The sequence below is a fragment of the Nonomuraea sp. NPDC052634 genome, assembly GCF_040678535.1.
GTDB lineage: Bacteria > Actinomycetota > Actinomycetes > Streptosporangiales > Streptosporangiaceae > Nonomuraea > Nonomuraea fastidiosa.
Genome location: NZ_JBFATY010000003.1, coordinates 351,846 through 369,518 on the forward strand (window position 1 = coordinate 351,846; position 17,673 = coordinate 369,518).

A 17,673-nucleotide genomic window follows, 5' to 3' on the forward strand; every position below is an offset into this window, starting at 1 on the left:
GGGCTCGGCCATCACGAGGCCCTGGCCGCCAGCCAGGCTTCCTGCGCCGCGTGCACCTTGCTCCACAGCGCGTCCTTCTCCTGCGCGCTCACGTCGTCGAGCGGCAGCCCGAAGACGTCGTTGAGCGCCGCGAAGTAGTCGCGCGCCGAGTCGAGCGTCACCGACAGTGACGTGTTGCCGTAGCGGGTCAGGCTCAGCCCGCGCAGGCAGTCCACCCCGTACGCGTCGCGCCGCTGCACCACCGCGACCCGGACGAACCCCGACTCCGGAGACGTCGTCAAATGCTCGTGCATATCCGCGAAAGCCGACATCTCCGCAGGGTCAAGGGCGAAGTCCATGCCCAGGAACGAACCGCTCGGGTCGTGGTCCAGCCGCCAGCCGCCGGGCGCCACCTCCGAGCGGCGCAGCCCGTACGTGAAAGGCCCCTGCCGATAGGTGCCCTCGACCAGCGGCAGCGGCTCGTGCAACGCGTCGCCCAGCCCCACGTCCACCATCCACTCGCCGCCGGGATTGTCGTCCGACGGCAGGCCGCGCGCGGTCAGCACCAGGTGGTTCCCGGTGATCCCCGGCTCGCTGTGACGCATCTGCACCCCGCCGACGTGCCGGGTCACGTCGTAGCCCAGCGATCGCAGCAGCGCGGAGAACGCGCCGTTGAGGTGGTAGCAGTAGCCGCCGCGCCCCTTGAGTATCCGCGCGGCCGACTCCTCGGGATCGACGGTCGTGCGCCGTCCGAGCCAGATCTCCAGCGCCTCGTACGGCACCCGCTCGACGTGCGCGGTGTGCAGCGCCCGCAGATTCTCGGCGCTCGGAGGAGCGCCGAGCAAGGAGGGCAGGCCAAGACGAGTGAGATACGCAGTGGTGTCCATTCGGCAATTCTGCACGGAATGTGCACGACTTCGGCAGTGTCGTCTGCACAGCCCGCTTCTAGGCTTTCGTACGTGGCAGAGCAGCGACGCATCCTCGTGGTCGAGGACGACGTGACGATCGCGCTGGCCGTGCGCAACCGGCTGGCCGCCGAGGGATTCGACGTCAGGGTGGCCGCCGACGGGCAGGACGCCCTCGTCCAGTTCGCCAAGGCCGAACCCGATCTGGTGATCCTCGACCGGCTGCTGCCCGGCCTCGACGGTCTGGAGGTGTGCCGCCGCATGCAGGCCGCCAGGCCCGTCCCCGTGCTCATGCTCACCGCGCTCGGCGAGGAGACCGACGTGCTCGTCGGCCTCGGCGTCGGCGCCGACGACTACCTTGCCAAGCCGTTCAGCATGCGCGAGCTCGTCGCCAGGATCCACGCCCTGCTGCGCCGCGTCGAGCGCGCCGCCCAGCTCGCCGCCGAGGACACCGTGATCAGGGCCGGCGAGGTCGAGATCGACACCGCCGCCCGCCGCGTCTTCGTGCGCGGCGTCGAGGCCCAGCTCACCAGGACCGAGTTCGACCTGCTGCGCCGCCTCGCCGAACGCCCCGGTCACGTCTTCGAGCGCGACCGGCTGCTGTCGGACGTGTGGGGCTTCTCCGAGGCGGCCGCCACCAGGACCGTCGACAGCCACGTGCGCGCGCTGCGCCGCAAGCTCGGCTCCGACGTCGTACGCACCGTGCACGGCGTCGGCTACGCCCTGGTCACCCGATGAACCCCCTCGACTTCCTCGGCCGCATCAAGGTCAAGCTCGGCATCGTGATCGTGCTGGCCGTCGGCACCGCGTTCGTCGTCAACGAGGTCGGCATCAACTCCGGGCTCTCCCGCGAAGTGCGCATCGCCGTCGCCGTCGTCCTCGCCCTGATCATGGTGCAGGTCCTCGCCATGGGCATGACCAAGCCGCTGCGCCAGATGGCCCGCGCCGCCCAGACCATCGCCAAGGGCAACTACAACCTGCGCGTCGCCGCCACATCGCGGGACGAGGTCGGCGAGCTGGCCAGGGCGTTCAACGCGATGGCCGCCGACCTCGGCGAGGTCGATCGGCAGCGGCGTGAGCTCGTCGCCAACGTCAGCCACGAGCTGCGCACCCCCATCACCGGGCTGCGCGCCGTGCTCGAGAACGTCGTCGACGGCGTCTCCGCCGCCGACCCCGGCACCATGCGCACCGCGCTCGCCCAGACCGAACGGCTCGGCCGGCTCGTCGCCCAGCTCCTCGACCTGTCGCGGCTCGACTCCGGCGTCCGCCTCATCGAGGCCGAGGCCGTCGCGCTCGCCCCGCTCGCCGAGCAGGCCGTCCGCGAGGCCGCGCTGGCCCGCGAGGACGTCTCCATCCGGCCGTCCATGCCGGACGACCTCGTCCTGCGGGCCGACCCCGACCTGCTCGCCCAGGTTCTCGCCAACCTCCTCGACAACGCCGTACGGCACAGCCCGCCCGGCGGGACCGTCACCGTGAACGCGGCCGCCTCCGAGCCCGGCGTCCGGCTCACCGTCGCCGACCAGGGCCCCGGCATCCCCGCCTCCGCCCGGGCCCGCGTCTTCGAACGCTTCTCCCGCCTCGACGCCGGCCGCGCCGCCGACGCCGGAGGCGCCGGGCTGGGGCTGGCCATCGTGAAGGAGATCGTCGAACTGCACGGCGGCTCCGTCCGGATCGACGACGGCCCCGGCTGCCGCATGGTCGTCGACCTCCCCAACCGCATCACGCTCCCCGGCACCCCGCTGCCCGCGTCTTCCGCCGTGCGCGCCCCGGACCCGACCACGCCGCCCATCGGCACCGCATCCGGACCGGATGGCGCGAGGGCTGCGTCCGGGCCGTCGGGTGGTGCGGAGGGCACGCCCAGGCTTTCGTACGGTGAGTGCGCGCCCTCTGGGGCGGTGGGCGCGGACGGCGCGGCCGCACAGCCCGGGAGCGCCGCGTCCGGTGCTCCGGCCGTGATCGGGTCGCCGGTCGCCACGGCCGGCGGCTCCGGCGCTGAGGGCGTGGGCAGCCCGCCGTACGCCGCCGCTCCGGACAGCGCAGCCGGACTGCCAGACGCGCCCGCCACTGACCTGGCCGCCCACACCCGCAACGCGGACGCGCGCACCGGGGGTGTGGACGCGCCCGCCAGGGGCCTGGGCACGTGGAGCAGCGGTTCGGAGGATGCGGCCAGCGGCACGAGCGCGGGCGCCTGCAACCTGGACGCGCACGCCTGCGACCTGGACGTGCGCGCCGGCGGACCGGCCGCTGAGACCGGCGGCGAGGACTCTGGCGCCGCCGGCGAGGACGTTCGCGCGGGCAGCGCGGAGGCCGGCGGCGGTGGCGCGGCGGGTGCTCTGGCGGCGGTGGCGTATGCGGGTGGGCCCAGCGGGTTGGTGCGGCTGATCGTGGGCGGGCTGATCGGAGTCGTGGCCGGGTTCCCGGTGGGGCTCTTCGCCGCTGTGCCGGCCGCCGCGGTCGTGAGCGATGCGGGGGCGTTCCTCACGCTGGCCGGCTGCGTCGGGGCGTGCGGGGCCGCCGGTGCCGCCCTGGGGGTCAGGTCGGCTCGGCGTGCGGCCGCGGCCGAGTACCACCGGCGCCAGATCGCCTACCAGCAGGGCTCCGCGCATCACCTGGTCCCGGCGAGCCGGCTGGGTGAGGTGGCCGCAGGCGGCGCAGGGGTCGTAGGCGGTGCGGGGGCCGGAAGCGGCGCGGGAGCCGTAGGGAGCGCAGGCCAGACGGCGCCGGCCGGGGGCGCCGGCATGGGCGGTGGGGGATATCGGGGGGCGGCTTATGTGCCGCCGCCGCTCTTCCCCAGGCCGGAGGTGCCTGAGGCGCCGAAGTGGGTGTTGCCTGCGGCGGCCGGGGCCGGGGCGTTCGCGGCGGTGGCGCTGCCGGAGGCGCAGGCAGGGCTGGGCCTGGTGCTGGTCGCGGTGGTGCTGGGAGGGGCGGCGCTGCCGGCGGTGCTGCGGCGGGTGACGCCGTGGACGGTGGCGTTCGGCGCGACAGCGTACTGGCTGGTCGCGATGGCGGCGGTGCGCGACGCGGACTGGCTGGTCGCGATCCTGCTGCCGGCGGGGGCGGGGCTGGGCGCGCTGGCCGTGTCGGGCGCGGGCAAGGGCTGGATGGGCGTGATCAGGGGCGGCCTGTCGGTGCTGCTGGCGCTGGGCCCGGTGCCGTGGTTCCTGGCCGGGCCGATGAAGCGGCTGACGGCGCGGCGGCGGGTGCTGCCGACGCTGGCCGCGCTGGGCATCACGGCGGTGCTGCTGCTGGTGTTCGGGGTGCTGTTCGCGTCGGCGGACGCGGTGTTCGCCACGTACGTGGAGCGCCTGACGGCGGCACCCGCCTGGGTGGAGCAGGTGCCGGTGCGGATCTTCCTGTTCGGGGTGTTCGGGGTGCTGCCGGCGGCGGTGGTGCTGGTGGCGCTGCGGCCGGTGGTGGATCCCGCGGGGCCGGCGACCAGGTTCGAGGTCAGCAGGAGCGTCTGGCTGGTGCCGCTGACGGCGGTGAACCTGCTCTTCGCGGCGTTCGTGGCGGTGCAGATCACGGCGCTGTTCGGCGGTGACGCGCTGGTGCTGGAGACGGCGGGGCTGACCTACGCCGAGTACGCCAGGCAGGGGTTCTTCCAGCTCGTGGTGGTCAGCGTGTTCGTGCTGGGCATCGTGGCGGTGGCGGCGGGCCTGCTGAAGGTGGGGCGCCGGGAGCGCTGGGTGCTGGCGGCGCTGCTGGGCGTGCTGTGCGGGCTGACCATGGTGGTGCTGGCCTCGGCGCTGCACCGCATGAACCTCTACACCGACGCCTACGGCCTGTCGCGGCTGCGGCTGTCGGTGCAGGCGACGGTGTGGTGGCTGGGTGCGCTGTTCGCGCTGGTGCTGGTGGCCGGCGCGGTACGGCTGGCGGGCCGCGGCATCGGCTGGCTCCCCCGTACGATCGTGCTGGTCACGGGCCTGAGCCTGGGCGCGTTCGCGCTCGCCAACCCCGATCTGCAGGTCGCGCGGACGCAGGTGGAGATCCGCGGCGTCACCAACCTCGACTCGGACTACCTGGGCGACCTGGGCGCGGAGGCGGTGCCGGCGCTCGACCGGCTGCCGGAGCCGCAGCGCAGTTGCGTGCTGCGCGACGTCGTACGCGCCAACGGCCTGGCCGAGCCCGACCCGTGGAACGGCTGGAACCTGGCCCGGGCCCAGGCCCGCGCCCTGCTCGCCGAGCGCCCGTTGCTGCCCCAGACCTCATGTCCGGCGCGGCGGCTCTGATTGAATCCTGGAGTGACCTTCGACGTAGTGATCAGCGGCGGCCGGGTGCTCGACGGCACGGGCGCCCCGCCGTTCCGCGCGGACGTGGCGATCACGGGTGATCGCATCGCGGCGATCGGCAGGATCGACCCGGCAGGGGCGGGCACGGTGATCGACGCGACCGGGCGGTTCGTCGCGCCGGGGTTCGTCGACTGCCACGCCCACGGCGACGCCGCCGTGTTCGACAAGGCGGTGCAGCGGGCGGCGCTGCGGCAGGGTGTGACGACGTTCGTGCTGGGCCAGGACGGGCTGTCGTTCGCGCCCGGCTCGGCGGCGACGGTGGCCTACGCCGCGCGCTACTTCGCCGCCGTCAACGGCGCGCTGACCGACGGTCCGCTGAGCGTGCGCGAGCTGCTCGACGGCTACGACCGGGCGGTGGCGCTGAACACCGCGTACCTGCTGCCGCACGGCACGATCCGCTACGACGTCATGGGCCCGTCGCCCGACCGCGCCGCGCCCGGCGACCTCGACGAGATGGTGCGCCGCGTCGAGCGCGGCCTGTCGGAGGGCGCGGTGGGTCTGTCGAGCGGCCTCGAATACCTGCCAGGACGCTACGCCGACGCGGCGGAGCTGGCCGCGCTGTGCGCCCCGCTGGGCGGGCTGCCGTACGTCACCCACATGCGCGCCTACGGCGAGCGCGCCGAGATCGGGATGACGGAGGTGATGGAGATCGCCGAGCGGTCGGGGGCCGCCGTGCACGTCTCCCACCTGCACGGCCCTGCCGACGTGCTGCTGCCGCTGGTCGAGCGGGCGCTCGCCGAGGGCGTGGACCTGACCTTCGACACCTACCCCTACCTGCGCGGCAACACGATACTCGCGATGGTCGTGCTGCCGCCCCAGGTGCCGGGCGCCGAGCCGGACGCGGCGATCGAGATGATCGGCTCGGGCGTGCTCGACGACTGGTGGCCGACGCTGGACGCCGTCTGGCCGCGCCTGACCGTCTCGCACGCGCCCGGCCTGGAGTGGGCCGAGGGCCTGACCATGGTCGCGGCGGCCGAGCGTGCCGAGGTGACGCCTGCTGAGTTCTGCCGCCGGCTGCTGGTGGAGACGCGGCTGGAGGCGGGCGTGGTCTCGGCCCGTCCCGACGAGGGCCCGAAGGGGGAGGAGTCCGTACGCAGGATGCTGCGCCACCCCTCGCAGACCGGCGGCTCCGACGGCATCTACGTGGGCGGCCACCCCCATCCGCGCGGCTACGGCGCGTTCGCGAGGTTCCTCGGCCGGCACGTCAGGGAGCTGGGCGACTGGACGTGGGAGCAGGCGGTGACGCACCTGTCGGCCCACCCGGCGCGCCGCTTCGGCCTGCTCGACCGCGGGCTGCTGCGGCAGGGCTGCGCCGCCGACGTGGTGATCTTCGACCCGGACACGGTGACCGACCTCGCGACCTACCCGGCGCCGCGCACGCTCGCCGAGGGCGTGGACGACGTGCTGGTGTCGGGCGTGCCCGTGCTGGCGCGCGGCGAGCTGACCGGCGCCACCCCGGGCCGGGCGCTGCGCCCGTGAGCGCGCGGCCGGAGCGTACGGCGACCGGACGGCAGGTGAGCGCGCGGCCGGAGCGCCCGGTTGGGATAGGGTCGGACGCGGACGAAGGGGGTGTGGTGCCGGCGATCCTCGGTCAGTCGGTCTTCGACGGCGGCCTGGAGTTTCCCGCGATGCTGGTGCACCGCGACGCGCTGGAGCACAACGTCGCCACGATGGCCGCGTTCGTCCGCGATCACGGCATGGAGCTGGCGCCGCACGCCAAGACGCACATGTCGGCGGAGATCGCCGCGATGCAGCTCGCCGCGGGGGCGTGGGGGCTCACGGTGGCGACGCTGAAGCAGGCCAGGACCGTCAGGGGTTTCGGCGTCGGCCGCGTCATGGTGGCCAACCAGGTGGTCGATCCGGCGGGGCTGGCCTGGGCGGCGGCCGAGCTGGACCGCGACCCCGCGTTCGAGCTGCTGAGCTTCGCCGACTCCGAGGCCGCCATCGACATCCTCGCCCGCCATGCGGGCGCGCGGCCGTTCCCGGTGCTGGTGGAGCTGGGCCACGAGGGCGGGCGGGCCGGCTGCCGCTCGCTGGAGCGGCTGCTGGAGGTGGCCGCGTACGCGCAGCGCACGCCCGGCGTCGAGCTGGCCGGGGTGGCGGGCTACGAGGGCGGCCTGAAGAGCGCCGAAGAAGTCCGGAAATATCTGGCCGCGCTGCAGGAGGCCGTCGAGTACGTCCGGCTCAAACGTCCCATCCTGACCGTCGGCGGCAGCCAGTGGTTCGACGTGATCGGCCGCGAGCTGGTCGCCACCCAGGCCCGCATCCTGCTGCGCAGCGGCGCGTACGTCACCCACGACGACGGCTTCTACCGCGAGCGCACGCCGTTCAACCGCATCGACGGCGAGCTGCGCCCGGCGCTGGAGGTGTGGGCGCACGTGCTGTCCACGCCCGAGCCGGACCTCGCGATCGTCGGCATGGGCAAGCGCGACGCCCCCTACGACGAGGGCCTGCCGATCCCGCGCAGGGGCGGCGTGACGATCCTGAAGATGCAGGACCAGCACACCGTGGTACGCGCCGCCGGGCTCAAGCCCGGCGACCTGCTGGCCTTCGGCATCTCCCATCCCTGCACGGCCTTCGACAAGTGGCGCGTGCTGCCGCTGGTGGACCGGGATTACCGTGTCGTTGGCACGATACGCACCAACTTCTAGGGAGATCTCGTGAAAAAGGAGCTCAGGACCACGGAGGGCGCAGCCCCGGTCGGCGCCTACTCCCAAGGGCTCGTGGTCGGGGACTTCGTCTTCACCTCCGGCATGGGCCCGCTCGACCCCCACACCGGCGAAATCGTCGGCGACGACGTCGCCACCCAGACCCACCAGGTGATGCGCAACCTCGGCGCCATCCTCGCCGCCCACGGCCTCGGCTACGACGACGTCATCAAGGCCACCGTGCACCTCCAGCACGTCAAGCGCGACTTCGCCGCCTACAACGAGGTCTACAAGTCCTACTTCACCCCGCCCTACCCGGTGCGCACCACCGTGGGCTCCGAGCTGATGGACATCCTCGTCGAGATCGACTTCGTCGCGCACAAGAGCGCCTGAGGTGCGGCTGTGGACAGTTCGGTGTACGTCTTCGTCGAGGACCTGCGCGGCGAGGGCGTCGAGCGGGTGCTCGACAGGATCAGCGGCTACGGCGTGTCCGGCGTCACCCTCGGCGCCGTCCACCACGCCTCCCGCGACGTCACCCCCCACGGGCTGTCCCGGCTGACCCTGCGCCACGACGGCGCCCACTTCACGCCGCCGCCCGAGCTGTTCGACGGGCTGCGGCTGCGGCCCGTCCCCGGCTACACCGACGCGCTCGACGGGCTCGCCGAGGCGTGCGCGAAACGGTCGCTGAAGCTGCACGCCTGGACGGTCTTCCTGCGCAACGCCACGCTAGGCACCGAACACCCCGACGTGACCGTGCGCGACTGCTTCGGCGACCGCGGCTCGCTCACCGACCTGTGCCCGGCCCACCCCGACGTGCGCGCGTACGCGGTCGCGCTGGCCAGGGCGGTGGCCAGGCTCGGCGCCGACAGCGTGGTGGCCGAGTCGCTGCACTTCAGGCCGCTGAAGCCGCAGCGCTCCTTCGTGCCGCTCGGGCCCATGGACGCCTACCTGTTCGGGCTCTGCTTCTGCGACTACTGCATGCGCCGGGCCACCGACCTCGGCGTCGACGCCGAGGTGGCGCGCGAGGAGTGCGCGCGCATCGTGGGCGGCGTCTTCGACGGCGACCCGCCCGCGCAGGGCGAGGTGACGAGGGCGGCGCTGACCGCGTACGCGGGGCCCGACGTGGTGGCCTACGCCCGCGCCCGCTCCGAGACCGTCACCACGCTGGTGTCCGAGGTGGCATCGGCGGTGGCCGATGAGGGCTCGAAGCTGGTGTTCATCGACTCCACGGGTGCGGTCAAGGGGTACGCCGACGGCCTGCCCACCCCCGGCCTGGCCGCCCACGACGCCTGGCAGTTCGGCGTCGACCTGGTGGCGCTCGGCGACCTCGTGCCCGCGTTCGGCGTGCTCGCGTACGCGCGCGACGCGGCGCGGGTGGCCGACGACGTCGCCGCCTACCTGCGTTCGGTGGGCAAGGACCGCGAGGTGCGCGCGGTGCTGCGGCCGGGCCATCCCGACAGCGACTCCACCGACCGGCTGGTGGCCAAGGCGCGGGGCGCGAAGGCGGCCGGCGCGATGGCGATCGACTTCTACGCGTACGGGCTGGTGCCGTACCCGGTGCTCGACCGCATCCCGGCCGCGCTGTCCGAGACCCCCTGACGCTCGGCTCGCCGGGGCGGCCTGGGCGCCGAACATGGCCGCCGAACATGGCCGCCGAACATGGCCGCCGAACATGGCCGCCGAACATGGCCGCCGCCTCCCGGCGCCGAGGTGGTCAGCGAGCTACGGGCGCTCCGCGACCTGTGACGCGCCGTCGAGGACCAGGGCGACGGCCTCGGCGGCGAAGTCGTCGCCGACCTTCATGCCGCGCAGCACCGCCCGCATCCACACCGCCCCGGCGAGCAGGTCCATGATCAGCAGCGGGTCGGCGGACGCGGCGGGCTCGCCCCTGCGGGCGGCGCGCTCGAAGATCTCCCGCTCCTTGGCGAACCGGTCGGCGAAGAACCGCCGCCCGTCCAGCTCGGGGTGCCGGACGGCGGCGGCGAGCGCGGCCACCGCGATGTCGCTGCCCGGCGGCTCGGTCAGCAGCCGCCGTACGCCCTCCACGAGGGCGATCAGGTCACCGCGCAGGCTCCCCGTGTCGGGCACGGCGAAGCCGAGCACGTCGGACTCCACCAGCGCCGCACCCAGCAGCGCCGCCTTCGACGGCCACCAGCGGTAGATCGTTGTCTTGTTGACGCCGGAGCGCTCGGCGACCCCCTCGACGGTCAGCCCGTCATAGCCCCGCTCGGCCACCAGCCGCAGGGTCGCGTCGAAGATCTCCCGCTGCTTCCTGGGCGCCATGGAGGCTATTCTCGCGCGGCGAACGCCGTGAGCACGCCCAAGGCGAGGTAGACGCCGCCGCTGGCGTACCGCATGGGCTTGGCCGCTCGGGTGAGGCGGCGGCCGATCGCACCGGCGGTGACGGCGTACGCGACATCAGAGATCAGGCCGACCAGCAGCAGCGTGAGGCCGAGCACCACCACCTGCAGCGCGGGCGAGCCCGCGCGGGGGTCGACGAACTGCGGAAGGAACGCCAGGAAGAACAGCGCCACCTTGGGATTCAGCACGTTGACCAGCAGTCCTTCGAGGAACACCTTGCGCAGCGGCTGCGGCTCGGGCGCGCCGGCCTGCTGCTCCTTGCCGGTGAACGCGCGCACGCCCAGGTAGACGAGGTAGGCGACGCCCGCCCACTTGATGATCGAGAACAGCGTGGCGGACTGCGCGATCGCGTACGACAGGCCCGCGGCGGCGGCCGCGATGTGCAGGAGCGTGCCAGTCTCCACGCCGAACGCGCTGGCCAGACCGGCCGCCCGGCCCTGGGAGAGCCCGCGTGCGGTGATGTAGAGGTGGTTGGGCCCGGGGATCAGGACCACAGTGATGCTGACCGTCAGGAAGACGGCGAACGTCGTCGGATCAATCACGGGGAGCAATCTAGGCCCGGTTTGGTCCGGCCAGGAGGGCCAATCGCCGGGCGGTCCCGTGGACCAATCGGCTGTCGGTGGAAAATGGCATAGTTTGCAGGCGTGACAGGTCTTTTCGTCGGGCGAGCCGCTGAGCTGGCCGGACTGCTGCGAGCGCTCAGCTCGGCCGCCGACGGCGTGGCGGGTGTGGCGCTCGTCGGCGGCGACGCCGGCATCGGCAAGACCCGGCTGGCCGCCGAGCTGGTCGCCGAGGCCCGCTCGCGCGGCTTCCACGTCCTGGTCGGCCAGTGCGCCGAGCTGGGCGACGCGCTGCCCTACCTGCCGCTGGCCGACGCGCTGCGCAGCGCCGAGCCGGCCGTGCGCGAGGCCGCCGCCGCCCACCCCATGCTGGGCCAGCTACTGCCCGGCACGGAGAGCGCGCCCGCCACCGGGCTCACCCAGCAGCGGCTGTTCGGCTCACTGCTCGGGCTGCTCGCCGACGTGCAGCCGGTGCTGTTCGTCATCGAAGACCTGCACTGGGCCGACCGGTCCACCCGCGACCTGCTGGTCTTCCTCAGCCGCATGCTGCAGAGCGAGCGGGTGTGCGTGGTCGGCACCTACCGCACCGACGACCTGCACCGCCGCCACCCGCTCAGGCCCGTTCTGGCCGAGCTCAAGCGCCTGCCCACGGTGACGAGCGTGGAGCTCGGGCCGCTGGGCGACGGCGAGATGGCCGACTACGTCGCCACGCTGGGCGACATCGACGCCCAGAGCCTCGGGCTCATCGTCTCCCGCGCCGACGGCAACCCGTTCTATGCCGAAGAGCTTTATGCCGCCATGGCCGAGGGCGACGACCTGCCCGACGAGCTGGCCGGTCTGCTGCTGTCCAGGGTCGAGGTGCTGTCGGAGGCCGGTCAGCGGGTGCTGCGCGCCGCCGCCGTGGCCGGGCGCAGGGTGGAGGACGAGCTGCTGCGCGAGGTGTCGGGGCTGCCGCTCGCCGAGTTCGAGGAGGCGGTCAGGGAAATCGTCTCGCGCGGCCTGCTCAAAGTGCGCGGCCACGGCTACGCCTTCCGCCACGCGCTGCTCCAGGAGGCCGTCTACAACGACCTGCTGCCGGGCGAGCGCACCCGCCTCCACGCCGCCTTCGCCCGCCTGCTCACCTCGCCCGCCGAGCTGGCGCACCACCATCTGGCCGGCCATGACCTGCCGGGCGCGCTCGCGGCCTCCGTCGAGGCGGGCAGGGAGGCCGAGCGGGTCGGCGCGCCCGCCGAGGCCCACCGCCACTACGACCGCGCGCTGTCGCTGTGGGAGCGGGTCGACGACGCCGAGCGGCTGGCCGGGGAGAGCCGCGTGAAGCTGGCGTTCCGCAGCGCGGTCATGGCGGCCGACAGCGGCGACAAGCACCGCGCGGTGACGCAGCTCCGCGTGCTGCCGCAGACGTCCGAGGTGTGCGAGCGGCTCGCCTATTACCTCTACGAGATGAACGACGAGGACGCGGCGGTTGAGGTGGCCGAGCGCGCCGTCGAGAGCGCGGGCGAGCCCGCGACGCTCGCCCGCGCCATGGCCACCTACGCCCGCACCCTGCTGTGGAGCCCGCGCCATCACGAGGCCGAGGAGCTGGCCACCCGGGCGCTGGAGCTCGCCCGCGCGGCCGGGGCCAGAGACGCCGAGGTCGGCGCTCTGCTCACGCTGGCCGTCTACGCCGAGGTGGCCGGCGACATGCACCGGGCTCACGACCTGGTCGACCGGGCCATGGCGGGGCCCACCGGCGATCTCGCCATGGACCTGCGGGCCCGCTTCCACCACGCCCGCATCCACTACGAGCAGGGGGTGCTCGAACACGCCGCCGAGGTGGCCGACGACGGCATCCGCCTGGCGTCCGAGACCGGGCTCATGTGGAGCACGTACGGCACTGACCTGCGCTTCCTGCGCTTCCTCATCCACTACGTCGCCGGCGAGTGGGACGCGGCCGAGACCATGGCGGCCGGGTTCGGGGCCAGGGTCGGCACGGTCCCCGAGGCCATCCTGTCGTCGTTCGCGCTGTTCATCGAGGTGGCGCGCGGCCTGCCCGCGGTCGAGTCGCGGCTGAGCTGGCTGCGGCCGTTCTGGTCCGACGCGCTCGCCTCCTACATGTCGCGCGGGCTGGCCGCCGAGCACGCGCTGTGGCACGGCGACCCCGCCACCGCGCTCGACCACGTACGCGCGGTGCTCGCGGCGCAGCAGCCCGGCGACGCCGGCAACGTCCGCATCGCCGCCATCGGGCTGTGGGCGCTGGCCGAGCTGGGCACCACCGAGGGCGCCGACGAGCTGCGCGCCCAGGCCAGGCTCTCCGCCGAGCACGGCCCCACCGGCGGTGGCGGGCACCTCGGCCCCGAGGGGCGGGCGTGGACGCTGCGCGTCGAGGCCGAGTGGCACCGCGTGCACGGGCGGCTCGACGTCGAGCTGTGCCGCAAGGTCGTCGAGGCGTTCGACTACGGCTTCGTGTACGAGGCCGCGCGCGCCCGCTGGCGGCTCGCCGAGGCGCTGCTCGCGGCGGGCGACCGCGAGGCGGCCCAGGCGGAGTGGGAGGCGGCCAGGGAGGTCGCGGGCAAGCTGCGGGCCGTGCCGCTGGAGAACGCGCTGCTCGACTTCGGGCGTCGCGCCCGCTTCGGCATCGCCGCCGGCGGCGGCTCCCGTGCGGGCGAGCCCCGGGCGGGGGCGGCCGTTGAGCCGGCCGAGGGGCGGCTGACCGCGCGGGAGATCGAGGTGCTGCGGCTGGTGGCCGAGGGGCTGACCAACAGGGAGATCGCCGAGCGGCTGTTCATCGCACAGAAGACGGTGAGCGTCCACGTGTCCAACATCCTCGGCAAGCTCGGCGTCTCAACCCGCACCCAGGCCGCCGCCACCGCCCGCCGTCTGGGCCTGCTGCCCTGACACGGCGCACGCCCGGTCAGCCGGCCGGCTCCGCGGTCAGGAGCATCTCCTGTTCCGCGGAGCCGGGACCATGGAGCCAGAGCGACGATCACGTGCGCGGATCGGCGAGAGCTTCACGCTGCTCCGGGGTGAGCGGGCGGGTGGGCAGGCCGCGCAGGAGGAGGAAGAGCTTGGCCGTCTCCTCCAGCTCCTCCACGGCGTCCATGGCCGCGCCGAGCGTCTTGCCCGCGACGATCGGGCCGTGGTTGCTCAGCAGCAGCGCCCGGTGCGTGCGCGCCTTCTCCTCGGCTGCCGGGCCCAGCGCCGGATCGCCCGGCGCGTAGTAGGGCAGCAGCGGCAGCCGCCCGACCCGCATCGCGAAGTACGCGGTCAGCGGCGGCAGCGCGTCGTCGGGGTCCAGCCCGTCCATGCACGACACGGCGGCGGCGTACGTGGAGTGCGTGTGCACCACCGCGCCCGCGTCCGGCCTGGCCCGCAGGAGCGCGGCGTGCAGGAACGCCTCCTTCGACGGTTTGGGCCCGGCCACGTGCGCGCCGGTCAGGTCGATCAGCGACAGGTCGGCGGCCTCGACCGTGCCCAGGCTGGAGCCGGTCGGGGTGACGAGCACGCGGTCGCCGACCCGTACGGACAGATTGCCGGTACTGCCGTGGGTGAGGCCGCGCGCGAACAGGGAGCGGGCGGCGGCGATGATCTCCCGGCGCTGCCCGTCGAATTCCGGTGATGTCATCGGGACGCCTCCACCAGCAGGTCGGGTTCGCCGAAGTTGCCGGACTTGAGCAGCAGCGACAGGCCGTCCGGGGTGTGGATCCACGGCACGCCGCGCGCCGCCTCCGCGCCGATCATGCCGCCCGGCACGCCGAGCGCGCTCACGATCGCGCCCGAAGTCTCGCCGCCCGCCGAGATCACCCGCGTGACGCCCCGCTCCACCAGGCCGCGCGCGATGTCGCCGAGCGCGTGCTCCAGGATCGTGGCCGAGCGTTCGGTGCCGAGGATCTGCTGGACGCGGCGCAGCGCCGCCGGTTCGAGCGAGGAGTAGATGAGGGGCGCCCCCGAGCCGGGCGGCAGGTGGTCGTACCAGGCCAGGGCGCCGCGGGCCAGCGAGACCGGGTCGCGGTCGGTCAGCGCGTCCAGCCGGTACGCCGGCCTGCCCGCCTCGATCATGGCCGCGACCTGCTCCAACGTACGGGCCGAGCAGCTCCCTGCGAGCACCGCGGCCACCCCGGAGGGCGCGGGCGCGGGCGGCTCGCCGCCACCGGTGCGCGCGTGCGCCGCCGCCAGCCCGCCGGCCAGCCCCGCCGCGCCCGCCACCAGCCGCGCTCCCGCCAGCGCCCGCCCCGACACCTCCAGGTCGGAGTCGTCCAGCGCGTCCACGAACGCGTACCGCACGCCGTGCTCGCGCAGCTCGGCCAGCCGCTGTTCGACCACGTGCCCGCGGACCTGGTCGAGCGTCACGACACCCGCCCGGTAGGCGCTCTGCGCCTCGAGCAGCCGTGGCAGGTACGAGTCGGTCATCGGCGTGAGCGGATGGTGCCGCATGTGCGACTCGCCGAGCAGCACGTCGCCGACGAACAGGTAGCCGTTGTACTGCGTGCGGCCGTGCTCGGGAGAGCTCGGCGTCATCGCGACCAGCGGCACCTCCATGGCGTCGGCCAGCGCGTCGAGCACCGGGCCGATGTTGCCGTCGCGGGTGGAGTCGAACGTCGAGCAGTACTTGAAGTAGACCTGCTGCGCCGCGCCGTGCGCCCGCAGCCAGCGCAGCGCGCGCAGCGTCCGCGCCACCGCGTCGGCTTTGGGGATCGTACGGGTCTTGAGCGCGATCACGACGACGTCGTGCTCGGGCGGCTCGGTGCCCTGTGGCGGCAGCCCGAAGTACAGGACGGTACGCAGGCCGCGGCGGCGCATGGCCACGGCCACGTCGGTGGCGCCGGTGAAGTCGTCGGCGATGGCACCGATCATGGACGCCTCTCGGTGCGGGGGAGGTGGTCGAACATAAAGCCGACGTTATCGGCGCAAAAGTGGATCAGTGACGATGGGGCGGAACTCCTTCGGATATGTCAGCTCGTGATGGTCTAGTCGCGGAACAGGAAGGCGGCCTCGTGATCGGCCTGCAGGTACCCGTGGAAGCTCCGGGCCTTCTTCTCGGCCGTCCTATCGGCGGTCACGATGGTCACGACCACGTACTTCTTCGAGGCGCCCGAGAGGATCTTGCCGTAGACGTACTCGGAGTGCGCCTTGTCATGGCGCCACCTGATCGCGTTCGACGAGAGCTTGGCCAGGCGGTCGGCCGTGGTCTTGGCGGCCTGGTCGGTGGGGAACTGCATGAGGAGCGTGACCGCCTTGAGGTGGCCTTTGTAGGCCGAGTACGCGAGCTGCACCGCGCGCTCGCACCTGTTCGCGCGCAGCACGCGCTCCTTGCCGTCCACCGGGGTGCAGGAGTCGTAGGTCCAGCCGGCCACCTTGTCCGCCCGGAACTTGGCCGTCCCCATCATGAAGTTCCAGTCGCCGAACTCGTCGGCCGTGATGGGGGAGCCGGGCTCCGGCACGGTCGTCGACGGGGACGGCGTCTGCGACGGCTGCGGCGTCCGCGCGCTGGGCGTGGAGACGGGCAGGGCGATCTCGTCGATCTTGTCGTCCATGGACGTGAAGAGGTAGACGAGGATGCCGATGATGCCCGCCACGGTGAGCCCCATCAGGGTGAACACCACCGCCGCGATCTTGTTGCCGGTGCCGGAGCCGCTCGGATACGCGGGCGGGGGCCCGTAGGCAGGGCCGCCCTGGCCGTACGGTGAGCCTTCGTAGGCCGGCTGGGTGGCGGGCCCGTACGGGGAGTGGAGCTGCTGGGTCGGCTGCTGAGGGCCGGAGGGTGACTGCTGCGGGCCGTACCCTTGCGGCGCACCCTGGCCTGGTGCGCCGCCCCATGGGCCGGGCTGCTGGGGCTGCGGCTGTGGAGGGTATGCCATCCCCCCATTCTGGTGCAGGCCATTACCATCCGCCCCAAAGACCCCACCAATCGTCATCGTGCGGCGATGCTTCGGCCGGTGCCGGCGGCGGGGGCCAGGGCGTGGCGGCGGCGGAACCGGCCGGGCGCGAGGCCGTACGCGCGCTTGAACGCGTTGCCGAAGGCGAACTCCGAGCCGTAACCCACGCGCGCGGCGATCTCCGACACCGGCGCGTCCGACTCGACCAGCAGCCGCGCCGCCGTGGCGAGCCGCCACCACGTCAGGTACGCCAGCGGCGGCTGTCCCACCAGCTCGCTGAAGCGGCGGGCGAACCCGGCCCGCGACAGGCCCGCCTGGGAGGCGAGCGACTCGACGGTCCAGCGGCGCTCGGGGGCGCGGTGCATGGCGTCGAGCGCCCGCCCGACGGCCGGGTCGGCGAGCGCGGCGGCCCAGCCCCCGTGCGTGCAGACCTCGCCGGAGGTGAACCAGGCGCGCAGCACGTAGAGCTGCACCGCGTCGAGCAGGGACGTCACGATGGTGTCCGCGCCGAGGCGCGGGTTGTCGATCTCCCCGGCCAGCAGCTCGACGGCCGCCCGCAGCTCGGGGTGGCAGCCGAGCGTCGCGGTCAGATGGATCACCGGGGGCAGCGAGCGCAGGATCGGGTGCGCCAGGCGGGGGTCGAGCCGGTAGCCGCAGACGAGGGTGACGGTCTCGGCCCCGCTGCCGCCGACTCCGGCCGAGGTGAACAGCTCGGGGTCGTCGTGGCGGCAGCCGGTGGGCGGCGGCAGCGGCCGTTCGGGGTCGTCGGTGAGCCCGTACGAGTCGCCGTGCGGGAGGAACACCACGTCGCCGACGCTGAGCGGGATGGGCTCCCCTTCGCTGGGGACGAACCAGCAGGAACCGCGCAGCACGATCTGGAAGCTCGCCGAGCCGGGCGCGGAGGGGAACGTCTGTCCCCAGGGGGCGCGCCAGGAGACGCGCGCGGAGACCGGCCGTCCGGTCCGCATCAGGGCGACCACGTCGCTCAGGACATCCATGCGAGCAGTCTAAGTCTGTGGACGATGACGTATAAATCATGGACGACAGCGCATTCACCATCTCACCATCGCCCGCCTACG

The 17,673-nt window shown here is 73.6% G+C and carries 14 protein-coding genes; 7 read left to right on the forward strand and 7 right to left on the reverse strand.

The window, feature by feature from the left end; translation table 11 throughout:
* Positions 1–11: 11 nt before the first annotated feature.
* Positions 12–866 (reverse strand): arylamine N-acetyltransferase, encoded by an 855-nt coding sequence (locus AB0K67_RS17555; protein WP_364060462.1) that lies wholly within the window; start codon positions 864–866, stop codon positions 12–14.
* Positions 867–884: 18 nt separating this feature from the next.
* Here AB0K67_RS17555 and AB0K67_RS17560 point away from each other — a divergent pair, with 18 nt between their 5' ends.
* The 6 genes from AB0K67_RS17560 to AB0K67_RS17585 all read left to right on the forward strand — a co-directional run bounded on the left by AB0K67_RS17560 (position 885) and on the right by AB0K67_RS17585 (position 9,420).
* Complete coding sequence (locus AB0K67_RS17560) at positions 885–1,622, forward strand: response regulator transcription factor (protein ID WP_364060465.1); 738 nt, start codon at positions 885–887, stop codon at positions 1,620–1,622.
* Positions 1,619–5,113 (forward strand): DUF4153 domain-containing protein, encoded by a 3,495-nt coding sequence (locus AB0K67_RS17565; RefSeq protein WP_364060468.1) that lies wholly within the window; start codon positions 1,619–1,621, stop codon positions 5,111–5,113. The genes AB0K67_RS17560 and AB0K67_RS17565 overlap by 4 nt, the downstream gene beginning before the upstream one ends.
* A 12-nt stretch (positions 5,114–5,125) precedes the next feature.
* Positions 5,126–6,652 (forward strand): D-aminoacylase, encoded by a 1,527-nt coding sequence (locus tag AB0K67_RS17570; protein WP_364060471.1) that lies wholly within the window; start codon positions 5,126–5,128, stop codon positions 6,650–6,652.
* A gap of 95 nt (positions 6,653–6,747) precedes the next feature.
* Entirely contained in the window at positions 6,748–7,824 is a 1,077-nt protein-coding gene (locus tag AB0K67_RS17575; RefSeq protein WP_364060474.1) for an alanine racemase, read from the forward strand.
* A gap of 9 nt (positions 7,825–7,833) precedes the next feature.
* Positions 7,834–8,214 carry a Rid family detoxifying hydrolase gene (locus AB0K67_RS17580; protein WP_364060477.1) on the forward strand — a complete coding sequence of 127 codons (381 nt, stop codon included), beginning with the start codon at positions 7,834–7,836 and terminating at the stop codon, positions 8,212–8,214.
* Between the two features lie 9 nt (positions 8,215–8,223).
* Positions 8,224–9,420, forward strand: coding sequence for a hypothetical protein (locus tag AB0K67_RS17585; RefSeq protein ID WP_364060480.1), 1,197 nt, complete (start codon positions 8,224–8,226; stop codon positions 9,418–9,420).
* Between the two features lie 123 nt (positions 9,421–9,543).
* Here the strand turns inward: AB0K67_RS17585 and AB0K67_RS17590 are convergent, their stop codons facing one another.
* Positions 9,544–10,104: a TetR/AcrR family transcriptional regulator gene (locus AB0K67_RS17590; RefSeq protein ID WP_364060483.1), complete on the reverse strand. Its 561-nt coding sequence runs from the start codon at positions 10,102–10,104 to the stop codon at positions 9,544–9,546.
* Positions 10,105–10,109: 5 nt separating this feature from the next.
* The gene (locus AB0K67_RS17595; RefSeq protein WP_364060486.1) at positions 10,110–10,724 is read right to left on the reverse strand and encodes a LysE family translocator; all 615 of its coding nucleotides are present in this window, start codon (positions 10,722–10,724) and stop codon (positions 10,110–10,112) included.
* Between the two features lie 102 nt (positions 10,725–10,826).
* On the opposite strand from AB0K67_RS17595, the gene AB0K67_RS17600 reads away from it, so the two are divergent.
* Entirely contained in the window at positions 10,827–13,616 is a 2,790-nt protein-coding gene (locus AB0K67_RS17600; RefSeq protein WP_364060489.1) for an AAA family ATPase, read from the forward strand.
* An 88-nt stretch (positions 13,617–13,704) separates the two neighbouring features.
* Here the strand turns inward: AB0K67_RS17600 and otnC are convergent, their stop codons facing one another.
* From otnC to AB0K67_RS17620, 4 genes are all read right to left on the reverse strand, one after another.
* Positions 13,705–14,343 carry a 3-oxo-tetronate 4-phosphate decarboxylase gene (gene otnC, locus AB0K67_RS17605; RefSeq protein ID WP_364060492.1) on the reverse strand — a complete coding sequence of 213 codons (639 nt, stop codon included), beginning with the start codon at positions 14,341–14,343 and terminating at the stop codon, positions 13,705–13,707.
* A complete protein-coding gene (gene otnK / locus AB0K67_RS17610; protein WP_364060495.1) occupies positions 14,340–15,572 on the reverse strand; it encodes a 3-oxo-tetronate kinase in 1,233 nt (410 codons plus the stop codon). The genes otnC and otnK overlap by 4 nt, the downstream gene beginning before the upstream one ends.
* A gap of 113 nt (positions 15,573–15,685) precedes the next feature.
* Positions 15,686–16,576 carry a hypothetical protein gene (locus tag AB0K67_RS17615; RefSeq protein WP_364060498.1) on the reverse strand — a complete coding sequence of 297 codons (891 nt, stop codon included), beginning with the start codon at positions 16,574–16,576 and terminating at the stop codon, positions 15,686–15,688.
* A 53-nt stretch (positions 16,577–16,629) separates the two neighbouring features.
* Positions 16,630–17,592 (reverse strand): AraC family transcriptional regulator, encoded by a 963-nt coding sequence (locus tag AB0K67_RS17620; protein ID WP_364060501.1) that lies wholly within the window; start codon positions 17,590–17,592, stop codon positions 16,630–16,632.
* Positions 17,593–17,673: the final 81 nt, after the last annotated feature.

Coding starts and splice junctions, on each gene's coding strand:
- AB0K67_RS17590 (WP_364060483.1), bottom strand. CDS start 10,104: ATGGCGCCCAGGAAGCAGCGGGAGATCTTCGACGCGACCCTGCGGCTG.
- AB0K67_RS17620 (WP_364060501.1), bottom strand. CDS start 17,592: ATGGATGTCCTGAGCGACGTGGTCGCCCTGATGCGGACCGGACGGCCG.
- otnK (WP_364060495.1), bottom strand. CDS start 15,572: ATGATCGGTGCCATCGCCGACGACTTCACCGGCGCCACCGACGTGGCC.
- AB0K67_RS17615 (WP_364060498.1), bottom strand. CDS start 16,576: ATGGCATACCCTCCACAGCCGCAGCCCCAGCAGCCCGGCCCATGGGGC.
- AB0K67_RS17560 (WP_364060465.1), top strand. CDS start 885: ATGTGCACGACTTCGGCAGTGTCGTCTGCACAGCCCGCTTCTAGGCTT.
- otnC (WP_364060492.1), bottom strand. CDS start 14,343: ATGACATCACCGGAATTCGACGGGCAGCGCCGGGAGATCATCGCCGCC.
- AB0K67_RS17565 (WP_364060468.1), top strand. CDS start 1,619: ATGAACCCCCTCGACTTCCTCGGCCGCATCAAGGTCAAGCTCGGCATC.
- AB0K67_RS17555 (WP_364060462.1), bottom strand. CDS start 866: ATGGACACCACTGCGTATCTCACTCGTCTTGGCCTGCCCTCCTTGCTC.